Consider the following 15,103-nt stretch of genomic DNA (forward strand, 5'->3'; position numbering starts at 1 on the left):
GGCTGCCCGGTTTCCGCCGATGAATGCCCTCCGCATTCCGGAGCGCCCCTCCCCTCCTGTCATACGACGGAAGGGCGCCGCGGGTTCCCTGTGCGGTGCATTTCGGCCAGCCGCGCCCGCTGTTCATCCGTACGAATCGGGTCGTCCCGGGGCAAGAGCGGAAGCATGGCTTTCGGATTGGTCATCCGGCAGTAGTAGGCTCGCGCCGTTTGCAGTCGGAACACGACAGCCCTTGACCGGGTTTGACGTTGGGGAGGCCATGCGCTTTCGCGGTACGACGATCCGGCGGAAGATCGTGGCACTGCTGCTCATTCCGCTGGTGTCCCTCACGGCCATCTGGGCCTTCGCCGCAACTGTGACGGGGCGTCAGGTCTGGGGCCTCTTCGGCGTCGAGCAGACCGTCAACGCACTCGGCTACCCGGTCGAGGACAGCATCCAGGCGCTCCAGCAGGAACGTCGTTCCGCCATGCTCTACTTGGCCGATCCTCGCCGTTCCGACGCCCGTGGGACCCTGCTCGCCCGCGAGCGCGAGACGGACAAGGTGATCGCCCGGCTGCGCGGCAACGCGGCCTCCGGCGCCAACCGGGACCGGCTGGCCCCCGACGCACTGCGCCGGCTCGACCTGGTCGTCCGCGAGTTCGGCGGTCTGGAGACGCTGCGCGACAAGGTCGGCAAGGGCACCATCGGCCGCAACGACGCCTTCGCCGCGTACAGCGGCCTCTTCGACCCGGCCTACGCGTTCCTGGACTCGCTGAACCCGCTCAACAACGTCGCCATCGACAAGCAGGGCCGCGCCCTCATCCAGGTCACCCGGGCCCGCGAGGCGATCAGCCAGGAGGACGCCCTCATGGTGGCGGCCATCGCGGCGGGCCGCATGAGCGCCGCCGAGATGCGCTCCTTCACCTTCGCCGTCGCCGAGCAGCGTGCCTACTACGCCGACAACCTCCACCTGCTGACCGCCGACGAGCGCGCCCTCTACGACGCGTACTGGGCGGGGCCCTCCGGCCGCGCCCTGCGCGCCGCCGAGGACGCGGTCATCTCCGCGGGCGCGTCCGGCGCGCCCCAGGCCGCCGACCGCGCGTCCTGGCAGACCACGGCCACCACCGCGCTGACCGACCTGGACCGCCTGGGCGTCGAGGCGGGCGACCTGCACAAGAAGCGCGCCGAACCGATCGGGATGCGGCTGGTCGCCACCGCCGCGGTCGCCGGCGGCCTCGGCCTGATCGCCGTCATCGCCTCCGTCATCGTCTCCGTACGCGTCGGCCGCGGCCTGATCCGCGACCTGTCCCGGCTCCGCAAGGAGGCCCAGGAGGTCTCCGGCACCCGGCTGCCGCGCGTCATGCGCCGTCTCGCCGCGGGCGAGGAGGTCGACGTGGAGACCGAGGCGCCGCGGCTGGACTACTCCGACGACGAGGTCGGCCAGGTCGGCAAGGCCGTCAACACCCTGCAACGGGCGGCCGTCGAGGCCGCCGTGCGCCAGTCCGAGATGCGCCGCGGCGTCTCCGAGGTCTTCGTCAACCTCGCCCGTCGCAGCCAGGTGCTGCTGCACCGCCAGCTCACCCTGCTGGACGCCATGGAGCGGCGCACCGAGGACCCGCAGGAACTCGCCGACCTCTTCCGCCTCGACCACATGACCACCCGCATGCGCCGCCACGCCGAGGGCCTGGTGATCCTCTCCGGCGCCGTGCCGTCCCGGCAGTGGCGCAAGCCGGTGCAGCTGATGGACGTGGTGCGGGCGGCCGTCGCCGAGGTCGAGGACTACGAGCGGGTCGACGTGCGCCGGCTGCCGCGGCTCGCCGTCACCGGTCACGGCGTCGCCGACCTCACCCACCTCATCGCCGAGCTCATCGAGAACGCCACCGTGTTCTCGCCGCCGCACACCAGCGTCCAGGTGCACGGCGAGTCCGTCGCCAACGGCTTCGTCCTGGAGATCGACGACCGCGGCCTAGGGCTCACCCCCGACGCCATGCTGGAGGCGAACCTCCGCCTCGCCGAGACCCCCGAGTTCGAGCTCTCCGACACCGACCGGCTCGGGCTGTTCGTCGTCAGCCGGCTGGCCCAGCGCCAGGGCGTCCGCGTCTCGCTGCGCCAGTCCCCGTACGGCGGCACCACGGCCGTGGTGTTCGTCCCGGCGTCGCTCCTCACCGAGCCCGGCGAGGACCAGCCGGACGAGCCCCTGGACGAGCCCCTCGAAGAGGCCGCCGTGGCGGCCGTCGTGGAGGCCCGGGCGCCGGGCGAGCCGGACGAACCGCGGGTCGCGCCGATGTCGGCCGCCACCGAGCACAGCTTCCGTCAGTGGGGCCTGGTCCCGGAGCCGGACGAGGAGCCGCGCGAGCACCGGCCGCACGTGCCGGAGACCGTGGGGACGCCGGCGCTGACGGCCGCACCCGACGCGGTACCGGGCGACGCGCCCACGGTCCTGCCACGTCGCCGCCGCACCCCGGTCCTGGTCGCAGAGAACGGCCGGCCGGTCGGCGAGGCGCCGCGGCCCGCCGACCCCGCACCGCAGGAGGAGCCCGCCGGCGCGGGACTGCCCCGCCGGGTCCGCCAGGCCAGCCTCGCCCCGCAGCTGCGCAGCGACTCGACCACCCAGACCCGTAGCGCCGCCACCGGCGGCGCGGACGACGACGGCGGGCACGAACGCTCGCCCGAGGAGGTGCGCGACCGCATGGCCTCACTGCAGCGAGGATGGCTGCGTGGCCGCGCGGACACCGCCGACGACCTCGGCACCGACGGCACCGACGACGTCCGCCCCACCGACCGCCCGGGAACCACCCCGGCGGAGCCAGGGGGCGACAGCGCAACCAGATCCACCACGGAGGGGACCGGTCCATGACCGCACCATCGAGCCCGACCCGCGAGCTCAGCTGGCTTCTCGACGAACTCGTCGGCCGCGTGGCCAGCATCCGCAAGGCGCTGGTGCTCTCCAGCGACGGGCTGGCCACCGGCGCGTCCGAGGGCCTGACCCGTGAGGACGCCGAGCACCTCGCCGCCGTCGCCTCCGGCTTCCACAGCCTCGCCAAGGGCGTCGGTCGGCACTTCGAGGCCGGCAAGGTCCGGCAGACCCTCGTGGAGCTGGACGAGGCCTTCCTGTTCGTCACCGCCGCGGGTGACGGCAGCTGCCTGGCCGTGCTCGCCGACGCCGACTCCGACGTCGGTCAGGTCGCCTACGAGATGGCGCTGCTGGTGAAGCGGGTCGGCGTGCACCTCGCGACCGCCCCGCGGACCGACGACGACGATGACGCGGCGCGGGCGGTGTGACGAGGACGTCATGACTTCCGAAGCGGACCGCTGGTACGACGACGACGCCGGGCCCGTGGTGCGGCCGTACGCCATGACACGCGGCCGTACCAGCCACGCCGCGGAGGCCCGGCTCGACCTGATCGCCCTGGTGGTCGCCGAGTCGCGCAGCGCGGACGACGACGCCGACGTCGACCGCACCCTGTCGCCCGAGCACCTCGACATCGTCGAACTCTGCCGGGAGCAGCCGATGTCGGTCGCCGAGCTGGCGGCCGACCTCGACCTGCCCGTGGGCGTCGTCCGGGTGCTCATCGGCGACGTCCTGGAGTCCGGGCTGGTCCACGTCAGCCGGCCCGTCCCACCGGCGGAGCTGCCCGACGCGGGGCTGCTCCGCGACGTGATCGACCGCCTGCGCGCGCTCTGAACCCGCCCGGGGGGCGCCGCGGCGGGGACCGTCACCCGGCGCCCGCGGCGCCCCCCGGTGCACGGCCTGAGGGCCTGCCACGAAGGGTCCCGCGGCCGCCGGGTGGGCCCGCGGGCGGGTAACGGCCCCGGGACCGCTGGTAGTTGTCCGGTCGGATCGTAGTAATGTTCCACTGCCACAGCTGATCGCCCGACGCAGTCCCTAGGACCCAGGATGCCTCTGACCTGTGTAAACGGCACGACCGGAGGAGTGAGCCATGGCCTTCGGACGCTCTGAACGCCGTCCCTCCCCCGTCGAGCCCGTCACGCTGAAGATCCTGGTGGCGGGCGGCTTCGGCGTGGGCAAGACCACGCTCGTCGGCGCGGTCAGCGAGATCCGCCCGCTGCGCACCGAGGAGACGCTGAGCGAGGTCGGCCGGCCCGTCGACGACACCGCGGGCGTCGAGGCCAAGCGCACCACCACCGTGGCCATGGACTTCGGCCGGATCACCCTCCGCGACGACCTCGTGCTCTACCTGTTCGGCACGCCGGGCCAGGACCGCTTCTGGTTCCTGTGGGACGAGCTGGCGCAGGGCGCCCTGGGGGCGGTCGTCCTCGCGGACACCCGGCGCCTGGAGGACTGCTTCTCCGCGATCGACTACTTCGAGCGCCGCGGCATCCCCTTCGCCGTGGCCGTCAACGCCTTCGACGGGGCCGAGCGGCACCCTGCCGAGACGGTGCGCGACGCACTCGACCTCGACCCCGAGGTGCCGCTGGTGACGTGCGACGCGCGGGACCGCGCCTCGGCGAAGAAGGTGCTCATCACCGTGGTCGAGCACGCGGCCCAGGTGGCCGGCGACCGCCGGGCGGCCGCCGCCAACTGAGCCGAGCGCCGCGGCTGCGGGCGGGCGGGCCGGTCAGCCCCCCGCCGCCGGCACGGGGCCGTCGTCCTCGTCCTCGTCCTGCCAGCCGAAGCTCCGCTCGACCGCCTTCTTCCAGCGGCGGTACTCCTTCTCACGGGTCTTCTCGTCCATCCGCGGCTGCCATTCGGCGTCCTTCTGCCAGTGCGCCTTGAGCGTGTCCAGCCCGTCCCACACGCCGGTGGCGAGCCCCGCGGCGTAGGCCGCGCCCAGCGCCGTGGTCTCGGAGATCCGCGGCCGTACCACCGGGACGCCCAGCACGTCAGCCTGGTGCTGCATCAGCAGGTTGTTGGACGTCATGCCGCCGTCGACCTTGAGCCCGGTGATGTGCACGCCGGAGTCCTGGTACATCGCGTCGACGACCTCGCGGGTCTGCCAGCTGGTCGCCTCCAGCACCGCACGCGCCAGGTGCGCCTTGGTGACGTACCGGGTCAGGCCGGTGATCACGCCGCGGGCGTCGGAGCGCCAGTACGGGGCGAAGAGCCCGGAGAAGGCGGGGACGATGTACGCGCCCCCGTTGTCCGGGACGCTCGCCGCGAGCGCCTCGATCTCGTCCGCCGCGGTGATGATGCCGAGGCTGTCGCGGAACCACTGCACCAGGGCGCCGGTGATGGCGATCGACCCCTCCAGGCAGTAGACCGGCGCCTGTCCGCCCAGCCGGTAGCCCATCGTGGTGAGCAGGCCGTTCTTCGACGGCACGGGCCGGTTCCCGGTGTTGAGCAGCAGGAAGCTGCCCGTCCCGTAGGTGTTCTTGGCGTCGCCCGTCCCGTAGCAGGCCTGGCCGAAGATCGCGGCCTGCTGGTCGCCGAGGGCCGAGGCCACGGGCACGCCGCCCAGCTGGCCGACCGCCGTGCCGTACACCTCGGAGGAGGATCGGATCTCCGGGAGGACGGCCTCGGGGACGTTCATCGCGGCGAGGATCGCCGGGTCCCACTCCAGCGACTCCAGGTTCATCAGCATCGTGCGGCTCGCGTTGGTGACGTCCGTGACGTGGACGCCGCCCTCCGTGCCGCCCGTCAGGTTCCAGATCAGCCAGGAGTCGATGGTGCCGAAGGCGATCTCGCCGTTCTCCGCGCGGCGGCGCAGCCCCGGCACGTTGTCCAGCAGCCAGGCCGCCTTGGGACCGGAGAAGTAGCTGGCCAGCGGCAGTCCGGTGGACTCGCGGAAGCGGTCCTGGCCGTCCTGGCCGCCGAGCCGGTCGCACAGCGCGGCGGTGCGGGTGTCCTGCCACACGATCGCGTTGTGCACCGGGCGGCCGGTGGTGCGGTCCCACAGCACGGTCGTCTCACGCTGGTTGGTGATGCCGAGTGCGCTGAGCTGGTCCGCGCGCAGCCGGGCCTTGGCGAGCGCACCCGCCACCACGGCCTGCACCTTGGACCAGATCTCGGTGGCGTCGTGCTCCACCCAGCCCGGCTTGGGGAAGATCTGGCGGTGCTCGCGCTGGTCGAGCGCCACGATCGACCCGCCGGAGTCGAAGACGATGCAGCGGCTGGAGGTCGTTCCCTGGTCGATGGCGGCCACGTATCGGGTCGCCTGGTCGGAGGTTTCGGTCATGACCGCCTCACTTGAACGCGACGTTGTAGATGAGACCGGACAGTGCACCGCCGATCAGCGGGCCGGCCACCGGGATCCAGGCGTACGCCCAGTCGGAGGTGCCCTTGAACGGGATCGGCAGGACGGAGTGGACGATGCGCGGCCCGAGGTCGCGGGCCGGGTTGATGGCGTAGCCGGTGGGACCACCCAGGGAGAGCCCGATGCCGGTCACGAGCAGGGCCACGATCAGGGTGCCGGTGCCGGTCTCGCCGAGGCCCTTGCTGAGGCCGAAGGCCAGGATCGGCAGGACGAGACCCATGGTGGCGATCGCCTCCGTGATCAGGTTCTGCCACCAGACGCGGATCTCGGGGACGGTGGAGAAGACGGCGAGCGTGGGCTGACGGGTCTCCTCGGCGCGGTTCGCCGCGAACTGGCCGTAGTACACCAGCCAGCACAGGACGGCGCCCAGCATCGCGCCGATGATCTGCCCGGCGAGGTAGAACGGCACCTGGTTCCACTTGCCCGAGCTGATGGCGACGCCGAAGGTCACGGCGGGGTTCAGCTGCCCGCCGGACAGCGGGCCGGCGGTGTACGCGCCGGCCAGGACCGCGAGGCCCCAGCCGAACGAGATGACGATCCACCCGGATGCCCGGGCCTTCGAGTGGTGGAGGAGCACCCCGGCCACCACGCCGGCGCCGAACAGGATCAGGATCGCCGTTCCGATGATCTCGCCGACAAAGACGTCTCCGTTGGAATACATGACGGCTCCTTCGTGCAGGCGCACGTGTCGGGCATGCGCCGCCAGAGAATGGCGCACGGAGACCCGGGTACGGAGGGTCCCGCCTCCCGCCCGGCCTCCGCGCCACCCGGAAGTGTTGTCGCGGGGTGATGGAGCGTCAAGGTATCGGACAGATCACCTGATTACGACCACCGACGAGCCGTGCCCGAACAGGCCTTGGTTCGCCGTCACCCCCACGCGGGCCCCGGTGACCTGCCGGGGCCCGGACCGGCCGCGCAACTGCCAGGTCAGCTCGCACACCTGCGCGAGCGCCTGGGCGGGCACGGCCTCCCCGAAGGAGGCCAGACCGCCGCTGGGATTGACCGGAATCCGCCCCCCGAGCGACGTGGCCCCGTCGCGCAGCAGCTTCACCGCGCCGCCCGGCGGGCACAGGCCGAGGTCCTCGTACCAGTCCAGCTCCAGCGCCGTCGACAGGTCGTACACCTCCGCCAGGTCCAGGTCCTCGGGACCGATGCCGGCCTCCTCGTACGCGGCGCGGGCGACGGCCGCCCGGAAACCGCTGGCCGGGTCCCGGGGTGCGGCGGCGAGGGCGGAGTCGGTGGCGATGTCGGGGAGGTCGGGCACCGTGCGCGGATAGACCGGGGTGACGGTGGAGACCGCGCGGATCCGCACCGGATCCGCCGTCGCGCGGCGCCGGGCGAAGTCCAGGCTGGACAGGACGACGGCGGCGCCCCCGTCGGAGGTGGCGCAGATGTCGAGCAGCCGCAGCGGGTCGGCGACGACGGGGGAGGCCGCCACTTCCGCGGCCGTGACCGGCGTCCGGTAGCGGGCGAGCGGGTTGGCGGCGCCGGCGGCCGCGTTCTTCACCTTGACCTGGGCGAAGTCCTCGGGAGTGTCGCCGTGCAGGGCCATGCGGCGGCGCGCGTACAGCCCGAAGTAGGTGGGGTTGGTGGCCCCGAGCACGCGGAAGCGCAGCCAGTCCGGGTCGACGGGCCGGTCGCCCCCGGCGGGCGCGAAGAAGCCCTTGGGGGCCGCGTCCGCGCCGACGACCAGGGCGGTGTCCACGAGGCCGGCGAGGATACGGGCCCGGGCGGTGTCGAGTGCCTGGGCCCCGGAGGCGCAGGCGGCGTAGACGCTGGCCACGCGGGCGCCCTGCCAGCCCAGCGCCTGGGCGAAGGCCGCCCCGGCCACGTAGCCGGGGTAGCCGCCGCGCACCGTGTCCGCGCCGACGACCAGTCCGACGTCCCGCCAGTCCAGCCCGGCGTCGGCGAGCGCGGCGCGCGCCGCCGCGACCCCGTACCGGGTGAAGGGGCGGCCCCACTTGCCCCAGGGGTGCATGCCGACGCCGAGCACGGCCACGTCATGGCTCATCGTCCGCCTCCCACGGGACGCCAGTGCCAGGTGGTCCAGGTGTGCTCCGCGTCCTCGTAGAGCACGCCGGGCACCAGCTCGACCTCCATGCCGACGGCCAGATCGGCCACGCCCGTCCCGGGTGCGGCCTGCCCGAGCACGATCATCCGTTCCGCCGTCAGTTCCACCGCCACCAGGGCGCGGGGTTCCCAGGGGCGTGAGGGGTCGGAGAGGTAGGGGGCGGGCGGGCGGTAGCGGGCGTCGGTGTACGACCAGACGCGGCCCCGCCGCGACAGCGGGACCTCCTCCAGGTCCCCTTCGGCGCCGTCGCAGGCCGGGTTGCGGCAGGTGTGGTCCTCGCGGGGGAAGAACACCGCGCCGCAGCCGCGGCACCGGGTGCCGAGCAGCCGGAAGCCGTCCTCGTCCGCCGTGTCGTGTGTGAACCAGCCCGTCACCACGGGTTTCCGCGACCGTGCCACGTCCGGCCCCCTCCCCTTCTGAACTGACGGATCGTCAGAAGTGTGCCACGGGCGGGCCGCGCGGCGGAACGGGGTGGACGGTGTCGGTGCCCGGTGCTAAGTTCTTCTCGAAGCGAGAAATACTCGAAGTGAGAACAACCGGCGAAGGGTGGCGCACGATGGCGGACCGGCAGGGTGAGGACGCGTTCCTCGCCGCCTATGACCCGCGAGCCTTCGAGCCCATCGCCGTGACCGTCGACGTCGTCGCCCTGACGCTGCGTCAAGGGGCCCTGCACGTCCTGCTGGTGCGCCGCGGCGGCCCGCCGTACGAAGGTGCCTGGGCACTGCCCGGCGGATTCGTCCAGGCCGGACGCGAGTCCCTGGACGAGGCCGCGGCCCGTGAACTGGCCGAGGAGACCGGGCTCGACGCGGCACGCGGCCTCGGCCGCGTCCACCTCGAACAGCTCGGCTCCTACGGCCGCCCCGACCGCGACCCGCGCATGCACGTCGTCTCCGTCGCCTACCTCGCCTTCGCCCCGGACCTCCCCGAGGCGCGGGCCGGCAGCGACGCCGCGGCGGCCGAGTGGGTCCCGGTCGAGGCACTCGCACCGCAGGCGAAACCGGACGCCGCCACCGCGCGTCCCAAGGAGCAGGACCGGCCGGCCGGGATCCACGGGGGTGGTTCCGGCCGCCGGTCCGGCCAGGCGCAAGGCCTCGCCGCCGACCTCGCCTTCGACCACGGCACGATCCTCGCCGAAGGCCTCGACCGGGCCCGCGCCAAGATCGAGTACACCCCGCTGGCCACCGCCTTCCTCGGCGAGGAGTTCACCGTCACCGAGCTCCGCTCGGTCTACGAGGCGGTCTGGGGCCGCACCCTGCACGCAGGGAACTTCCACCGCAAGGTCCTGTCGGTGCCGGGCTTCGTCGAGTCCACCGGCACCACCGCCGGCCGCGGCGGCTCCAAGGGCGGCCCCCGGGCCCGCCTCTACCGCGCCGGCGACGCCCGCCTCCTGCACCCCGCACTGCTCCGCCCCGACCGTGAGGACAGTGTCCGATGACCGCCACGACGCGTTCCGCGTCCGCACATCGCGCCCGCACCTTCGACGAGGCCCTGGCCACCCTCGGCCGGCCCTTCCCGGCCGACGCCGGCGAGGCCGCCCGGCACTACCGCCGGCTCGCCCGGCTGCTCCACCCCGACACGGCCCCGCCCGGCCGCGCTGACGAGGCCGAGGCCGCCTTCGTCCGCCTCGCCGCCCTGTGGCGGCGGCACACCGGCGACGGCCCGGCCCTCACCACCGCCCGCGGCGTGTACCCGCTGGGGCCCGTCCTGGCCGAGGGCGACCTCGCGGTGCTGCGGGCCGCAGGGCCCGGCACCGCCTTGAAGATCCCCCGGCGGCCCGCCGACAACGACCTGATGGAGCGGGAGGCGGACGCCCTCACCCGGCTGCACGGCGTCGCCGACGCCCGGCACCGTGCCTACGCACCCCGCCTGGCCGACTCCTTCCGCCACCGCGGCCCTGACGGCACCGAACGCCGCGTCAACGCGCTCCAGCGACTGCACGGCTTCCACACCCTCGCCGAGGTCCGCGCCCTCCACCCCGGCGGCCTCGACCCTCGCGACGCCGCCTGGATGTGGCGCCGGCTGCTGGTCGCCCTCGGCTGGGCGCACCGGGCCGGCGTCGTCCACGGCGCCGTCCTGCCCGAGCACGTCCTCATCCACCCCGCACAGCACGGCCTCGTGCTGGTCGACTGGTGCTACTCCACCGAACGCGGCGCGACCGTCCCCGCCCTCGTCGAGCGGCACCGCGCCCTCTACCCACCCGAGGTCACCGGCCGGCGCCCCGCCACCGAGGCCACCGACATCCACCTCGCCTCGCGCTGCGTCGAGCAGCTGATGGGAGACCGCGCGCCGCGACCGCTGCGCGCCTTCCTCCGCGGCTGCACGCTCCCAGCCGAGGCCCGCCGCCCGCACGACGCGTGGCGGCTGCTCGCGGAGCTCGACGACGTCCTGGAAGGTCTCTACGGCCCGCGCACCTTCCGCCCGTTCACCATGCCGGGCGGCGACACCCGACACACCTGACACATCTAGGGGGAACACCATGGGCAGCGGAAGCTGGTCCACCAACGTCTACGACGCCGCCGCGCGCTACCGCGCCGCCAGCGGCACCGGCGCCTTCGCCTACAGCGACCGCGTCACCTCGTCCGCGCCGCGCGGTTCCTGGACCGCGCACCCCACGCTCGACCCGAAGGACATCGGCGTCCGCGAGAGCCGCGACTCAGACGAGCACCCCACCTCGCTCGCCATCGCCGTCCTGTTCGACGTCACCGGATCCATGCGCACCGTCCCGCAGGTCCTGCAGACCAAGCTCCCCGAGCTCTTCGGCCTGCTCCTGCGCAAGGGCTACACCGAGCACCCGCAGATCCTCTTCGGCGCGGTCGGCGACGCCACCTGCGACCGGGTCCCGCTCCAGCTGGGGCAGTTCGAGTCGGACAACCGCATGGACGACGACCTCGGCAACATCCTGCTGGAGGGCGGGGGCGGCGGCCAGATGACCGAGTCCTACGAGCTCGCCATGTACGCGATGGCCCGGCACACCTCGCTCGACTGCCACGACAAGCGCGGCCGCCGCGGCTACCTCTTCCTGATCGGCGACGAGCTGCCCTACGGCAAGGTCAAGGCCCGCGAGGTGCGCGACGTCCTCGGCGACGACCTCGCCGAGGACATCCCGGTCACGCGGATCGTCGCCGAGCTGCGGCGGAAGTTCGACGTCTACTACATCCTTCCGGCGGGCTCCTCCTACGTCGGCAACACCGAGGTCCTCGGCACCTGGCGGGGGCTCCTCGGCCAGAACGTCATCGAGCTCGACGACCTCGACGCCGTCTGCGAGACCATCGCCCTGACCATCGGGCTCGGCGAGGAGGCCATCGACCTCGCCGAGGGCCTCGAAGACCTCGCCGACCTCGGCTCCGCCGCCACCGGCTCCGTCGGCAAGGCCCTCGCCGCCCTCGACCGCGACCGCGCGGCCGTCGCGGTGACGGACACGCCCCTGATCGACGTCACCGGCGACGGCACCGCCACCGGCACCACCCGCCTGTAGGCCCTTCCCGGAGGATCCTGGAGGACCCCGTGCACACCATCGTCGTCGACCTCGGCTACGGCGACGCCGGCAAGGGCACCGTCGTGGACCGGCTCTGCGCGAGCGGGCCGGTCCGCGCGGTGGTCCGCTTCAACGGCGGAGCCCAAGCGGCGCACAACGTCGTCACCACCGACGGACGTCACCACACCTTCGCCCAGTTCGGCTCCGGCACCCTCCAGGGCGTTGCCACCCACCTGTCCCGCTTCATGCTGGTGGACCCCCTCGCGCTGGCCGCCGAGGCCGACCACCTCGCCGCCCTCGGGGTCCGCGCGCCGTACGCCCTGCTCAGCGTCGACCGCGCGGCCCGCCTCACCACCCCGTACCACGCCGCCGCCAACCGGCTGCGGGAGCAGGCCCGCGGCGCGGCCCGCCACGGTTCGTGCGGCATGGGCATCGGCGAGACCGCCGCCTACGCCCTCGCCCACCCGCAGGACGCCCCCACGGCGGGGGACTGCGCTTCACGCCCTCGTCTGCTGCGCAAGCTGCGCCTGCTGCGCGAGCGCCTGGCCGACGAGTTCGGCCGCCGGCTGCCCGCCCCGCCGCCCGAGGACTGCGCCGACGCCTTCACCGCCTTCGCCCGCGCCGTCACCCTCACCGGCGACGGCCACCTCGCCCGCGTCCTGCGCGAGGGCACGGTCGTCCTCGAGGGCGCCCAGGGCGTGCTCCTGGACGAGTGGCACGGTTTCCACCCCTACACCACCTGGTCCACGACCACGTTCGCGGGCGCCGAGGCCCTGCTGGCGGAAGCCGGTCAGGAGGCCCGCCGGCTCGGCGTCGTACGGACGTACACCACGCGCCACGGCCCCGGACCGCACGTCACCGAGGACCCCGAACTCGCCCCGCTGCTGCCCGAACCGCACAACGGCCACGGCCCCTGGCAGGGCGCCTTCCGCACCGGCCACTTCGACGCCGTCGCCCACCGCTACGCCGTCGAGGCCTGCGGCGGCGTGGACGCCCTCGCCGTCACCCACCTCGACGCGCCCCGCCGCTGCCCGCAGCTGCGGCTGGTCCGCGCGTACGACACCGGGCAGACGCGGCTGCCCACCGCCCCGCCCGGGGACCTCGGCCGCCGGGCCGCCCTCACCGAACGGCTGCTGACGGCGCGTCCGGCACGCTGGGACGTGCCGGGCCCCGATCCGGCGGCCTGGTCGGAGGCGGTGGGGGAGGCGCTCGGCGCGCCGGTCGTCCTGGAGTCCCACGGCCCGACGGCCGCCGACAAACGGGAGGTTCAGCGCAGGATCCCGGCCTGCCGCGCGGCCGTCATCCAGGAGGGGAACTCCGAGAGGAGCCGGTCGTAGAGCTCCGCGTCCGGCACGGTGGCGATGTCGTCCACGGCGAAGAACCCGACGTTGTCCACACGCCGGCCCGGCAGGGTGTCGAAACGCTCCAGCACCCCGTAGTTGGCCCGGCCCAGGCCGACGAACTGCCAGAACACCGGCTCCTCCACCGCCTCCCGCAACTGCTGCTCGATCTGGGCGTTGCGGTAGACACCGCCGTCGGAGAAGAACAGCACGAGCGTCGGCGCCGCCGTCGGGTACGCCCGCACGAACGCCCGGACCTCGGCGATGACCTTCTGCTCCTCGTTCTGGATGCCGACGAACCGCATGTCGACCTGGCCCGGCTGCAGTCCGTGCCGGGGCTTCTTGGGCCGGCCGAACAGGCTCAGCTCGCCCACCCGGACGTGCAGCCGCAGCCACAGCGGCAGTTCCGCGATCCGCAGGTCCGGCAGCCGTGCCGGGTGCGAGGCGAAGGTCCACGCCTGCATCTCGCCGTCGTCGTCCAGTTGCGCCGCGACCGCCGCCATGCGCTCGACCACGTCGGCGACGACCCCGCGCGCGTACAGGCCGCTCATCGAGCCCGACGCGTCCAGCACGAGGATCACCCGCGCCACGACACCTGTCGCGCCGTGCTTGCGCAGGCTGACGGCCACCTGCTCCTTGCGCAGGCTGAGCCGCTTGCGCATGTCGGGAGGAAGGTGCTCCTCGCCCTTGGTGAGCCGGACGGCCGGCGGCGGGGGAGCGTCCGCGGCCGGGAAGGGCGGCGGCGGGGGCACCGTCACGGGCAGCGCGGGCCGCGGGTACTGCGGCGGCGCAGGGGGAGGCGGAGCAGGCGCCGGTGCGGCCGGCGCCGCGGGCGGCTGCGGCGGGTCCACGGTGATCCCGAAGTCCGTGGCGAGCCCGGCCAGTCCGGAGTTCCAGCCCTGCCCGACGGCGCGGAACTTCCAGACCCCTTCGCGCCGGTACAGCTCACCGCCGAGGAACGCCGTCTCCGTCGTCGCCCCCATGTCGAACCGCGCGATCTCGGCCCCGTTGCGCGCGTCCAGCAGCCGCAGCCGCAACCCCGGCACCTGACCGAAGGTGCCGCCGTCCGCGGAGGCGCACAGCACGATCCGTTCGACCGCCGGCTCCACACGGGCCAGGTCCACGTCGAGCGTGTCCGAGGCCTGTCCGGGCCCCGCCTGCTTACCGGCGTGCCGCACGGCGCCGGAGGCGTGCGCGGGCTGGTTGTAGAACACGAGGTCGGCGTCCGAGCGCACGCGCCCGTCGCCGCTCAGCAGCAGCGCCGAGGCGTCGACGTCGGGCACGCCGGGACCCGCGGTCCAGTCGAGCACGGCCCGCACGGCGGGCACGGGAACCGGCAGATTGGCGCCTTTTCCGAGGGATTCGGGTGTCACGGACGCCAGTGTGCCCTCTCACCCGCCGCGACGGACAGGGCTCCGCACGACACCCGTGCCCGGGCAGCCCGTACGGAACCGGCCGGTCCCCCGGGACGCGGTCCGCTACAGTCCGCGCGTGACCACTCGTCAGAAGGACAGCCACTGCTCCTGCTGCGGTACGGAGTTCCCCCCCGGCGCGGGCTGGCCGCGCACCTGCGCGGCCTGCGGTGGCATCACGTACCGCAATCCGCTCCCGGTCGCCGTCGCCCTGCTGCCCGTGCGCACCCCGGAGGGCACCGGTCTGCTCCTCGTGCGCCGGGCCATCGAGCCGCGGCGCGGACTGCTCGCCCTTCCCGGCGGCTTCGTGGACCTCGGCGAGACGTGGCAGGAGGCCGTGGTGCGCGAACTCGACGAGGAGACCGGCATCAAGGCGGCCGCGGGCGAGGTACGGCTCGCCGACGCCCTCAGCGGCGACACCGGGCACCTGCTGGTCTTCGGCCTCCTGCCCGAGCGTGCCGCCGAGGACCTCCCGCCCGCCGTCGTCACCGACGAGACCGACGGCCGGGAACTCCTCCTCGCCCCCGCGGAACTGGCCTTCCCGCTGCACACCGAGGCGGTGCGCAACTGGTTCGATGGCCGCTACTGAACCGCTGTCACCGAACCGCCGC

Annotated in this window: 14 protein-coding genes; 9 read left to right on the forward strand and 5 right to left on the reverse strand. The window is 73.8% G+C overall.

Features of this window, described 5'->3' with window-relative positions:
• Positions 1 to 259: 259 nt before the first annotated feature.
• The 4 genes from OG937_35460 to OG937_35475 all read left to right on the forward strand — a co-directional run bounded on the left by OG937_35460 (position 260) and on the right by OG937_35475 (position 4,526).
• Positions 260 to 2,836, forward strand: coding sequence for a nitrate- and nitrite sensing domain-containing protein (locus OG937_35460; protein WUD76615.1), 2,577 nt, complete (start codon positions 260 to 262; stop codon positions 2,834 to 2,836).
• Positions 2,833 to 3,261, forward strand: coding sequence for a roadblock/LC7 domain-containing protein (locus OG937_35465; protein WUD76616.1), 429 nt, complete (start codon positions 2,833 to 2,835; stop codon positions 3,259 to 3,261). Before OG937_35460 ends, OG937_35465 begins: the two co-directional genes overlap by 4 nt.
• Positions 3,262 to 3,271: 10 nt before the next feature.
• Positions 3,272 to 3,664, forward strand: coding sequence for a DUF742 domain-containing protein (locus tag OG937_35470; protein ID WUD76617.1), 393 nt, complete (start codon positions 3,272 to 3,274; stop codon positions 3,662 to 3,664).
• A 256-nt stretch (positions 3,665 to 3,920) separates the two neighbouring features.
• Entirely contained in the window at positions 3,921 to 4,526 is a 606-nt protein-coding gene (locus tag OG937_35475; GenBank protein WUD76618.1) for an ATP/GTP-binding protein, read from the forward strand.
• Positions 4,527 to 4,559: 33 nt separating this feature from the next.
• Here the strand turns inward: OG937_35475 and glpK are convergent, their stop codons facing one another.
• The 4 genes from glpK to OG937_35495 all read right to left on the reverse strand — a co-directional run bounded on the left by glpK (position 4,560) and on the right by OG937_35495 (position 8,642).
• A complete protein-coding gene (glpK, locus tag OG937_35480; protein WUD76619.1) occupies positions 4,560 to 6,116 on the reverse strand; it encodes a glycerol kinase GlpK in 1,557 nt (518 codons plus the stop codon).
• 7 nt (positions 6,117 to 6,123) lie between these two features.
• A complete protein-coding gene (locus OG937_35485; GenBank protein WUD76620.1) occupies positions 6,124 to 6,855 on the reverse strand; it encodes an aquaporin family protein in 732 nt (243 codons plus the stop codon).
• A 153-nt stretch (positions 6,856 to 7,008) separates the two neighbouring features.
• Entirely contained in the window at positions 7,009 to 8,205 is a 1,197-nt protein-coding gene (locus OG937_35490; GenBank protein WUD76621.1) for a lipid-transfer protein, read from the reverse strand.
• Positions 8,202 to 8,642 (reverse strand): zinc ribbon domain-containing protein, encoded by a 441-nt coding sequence (locus OG937_35495; GenBank protein ID WUD78997.1) that lies wholly within the window; start codon positions 8,640 to 8,642, stop codon positions 8,202 to 8,204. The genes OG937_35490 and OG937_35495 overlap by 4 nt, the downstream gene beginning before the upstream one ends.
• A gap of 179 nt (positions 8,643 to 8,821) precedes the next feature.
• Between OG937_35495 and OG937_35500 the strand changes: the two genes are divergently transcribed.
• The 4 genes from OG937_35500 to OG937_35515 are packed head-to-tail and all read left to right on the forward strand — an operon-like array spanning position 8,822 to position 13,077.
• The gene (locus tag OG937_35500; protein WUD76622.1) at positions 8,822 to 9,700 is read left to right on the forward strand and encodes an NUDIX domain-containing protein; all 879 of its coding nucleotides are present in this window, start codon (positions 8,822 to 8,824) and stop codon (positions 9,698 to 9,700) included.
• Positions 9,697 to 10,722, forward strand: coding sequence for a molecular chaperone DnaJ (locus tag OG937_35505; protein WUD76623.1), 1,026 nt, complete (start codon positions 9,697 to 9,699; stop codon positions 10,720 to 10,722). Before OG937_35500 ends, OG937_35505 begins: the two co-directional genes overlap by 4 nt.
• A gap of 19 nt (positions 10,723 to 10,741) precedes the next feature.
• The gene (locus OG937_35510; protein ID WUD76624.1) at positions 10,742 to 11,740 is read left to right on the forward strand and encodes a hypothetical protein; all 999 of its coding nucleotides are present in this window, start codon (positions 10,742 to 10,744) and stop codon (positions 11,738 to 11,740) included.
• 29 nt (positions 11,741 to 11,769) lie between these two features.
• Complete coding sequence (locus OG937_35515; protein WUD76625.1) at positions 11,770 to 13,077, forward strand: adenylosuccinate synthetase; 1,308 nt, start codon at positions 11,770 to 11,772, stop codon at positions 13,075 to 13,077.
• Here the strand turns inward: OG937_35515 and OG937_35520 are convergent.
• On the reverse strand, positions 13,008 to 14,453 hold the full coding sequence (locus OG937_35520; GenBank protein WUD76626.1) for a VWA domain-containing protein: 1,446 nt from the start codon (positions 14,451 to 14,453) through the stop codon (positions 13,008 to 13,010). The genes OG937_35515 and OG937_35520 overlap by 70 nt on opposite strands.
• 118 nt (positions 14,454 to 14,571) lie before the next feature.
• Here OG937_35520 and OG937_35525 point away from each other — a divergent pair, with 118 nt between their 5' ends.
• On the forward strand, positions 14,572 to 15,081 hold the full coding sequence (locus OG937_35525) for an NUDIX domain-containing protein (protein WUD76627.1): 510 nt from the start codon (positions 14,572 to 14,574) through the stop codon (positions 15,079 to 15,081).
• The last annotated feature ends 22 nt before the right edge of the window (positions 15,082 to 15,103 follow it).

Source organism: Streptomyces sp. NBC_00510, from assembly GCA_036013505.1.
In the GTDB taxonomy this organism is placed as follows: Bacteria; Actinomycetota; Actinomycetes; order Streptomycetales; family Streptomycetaceae; genus Actinacidiphila.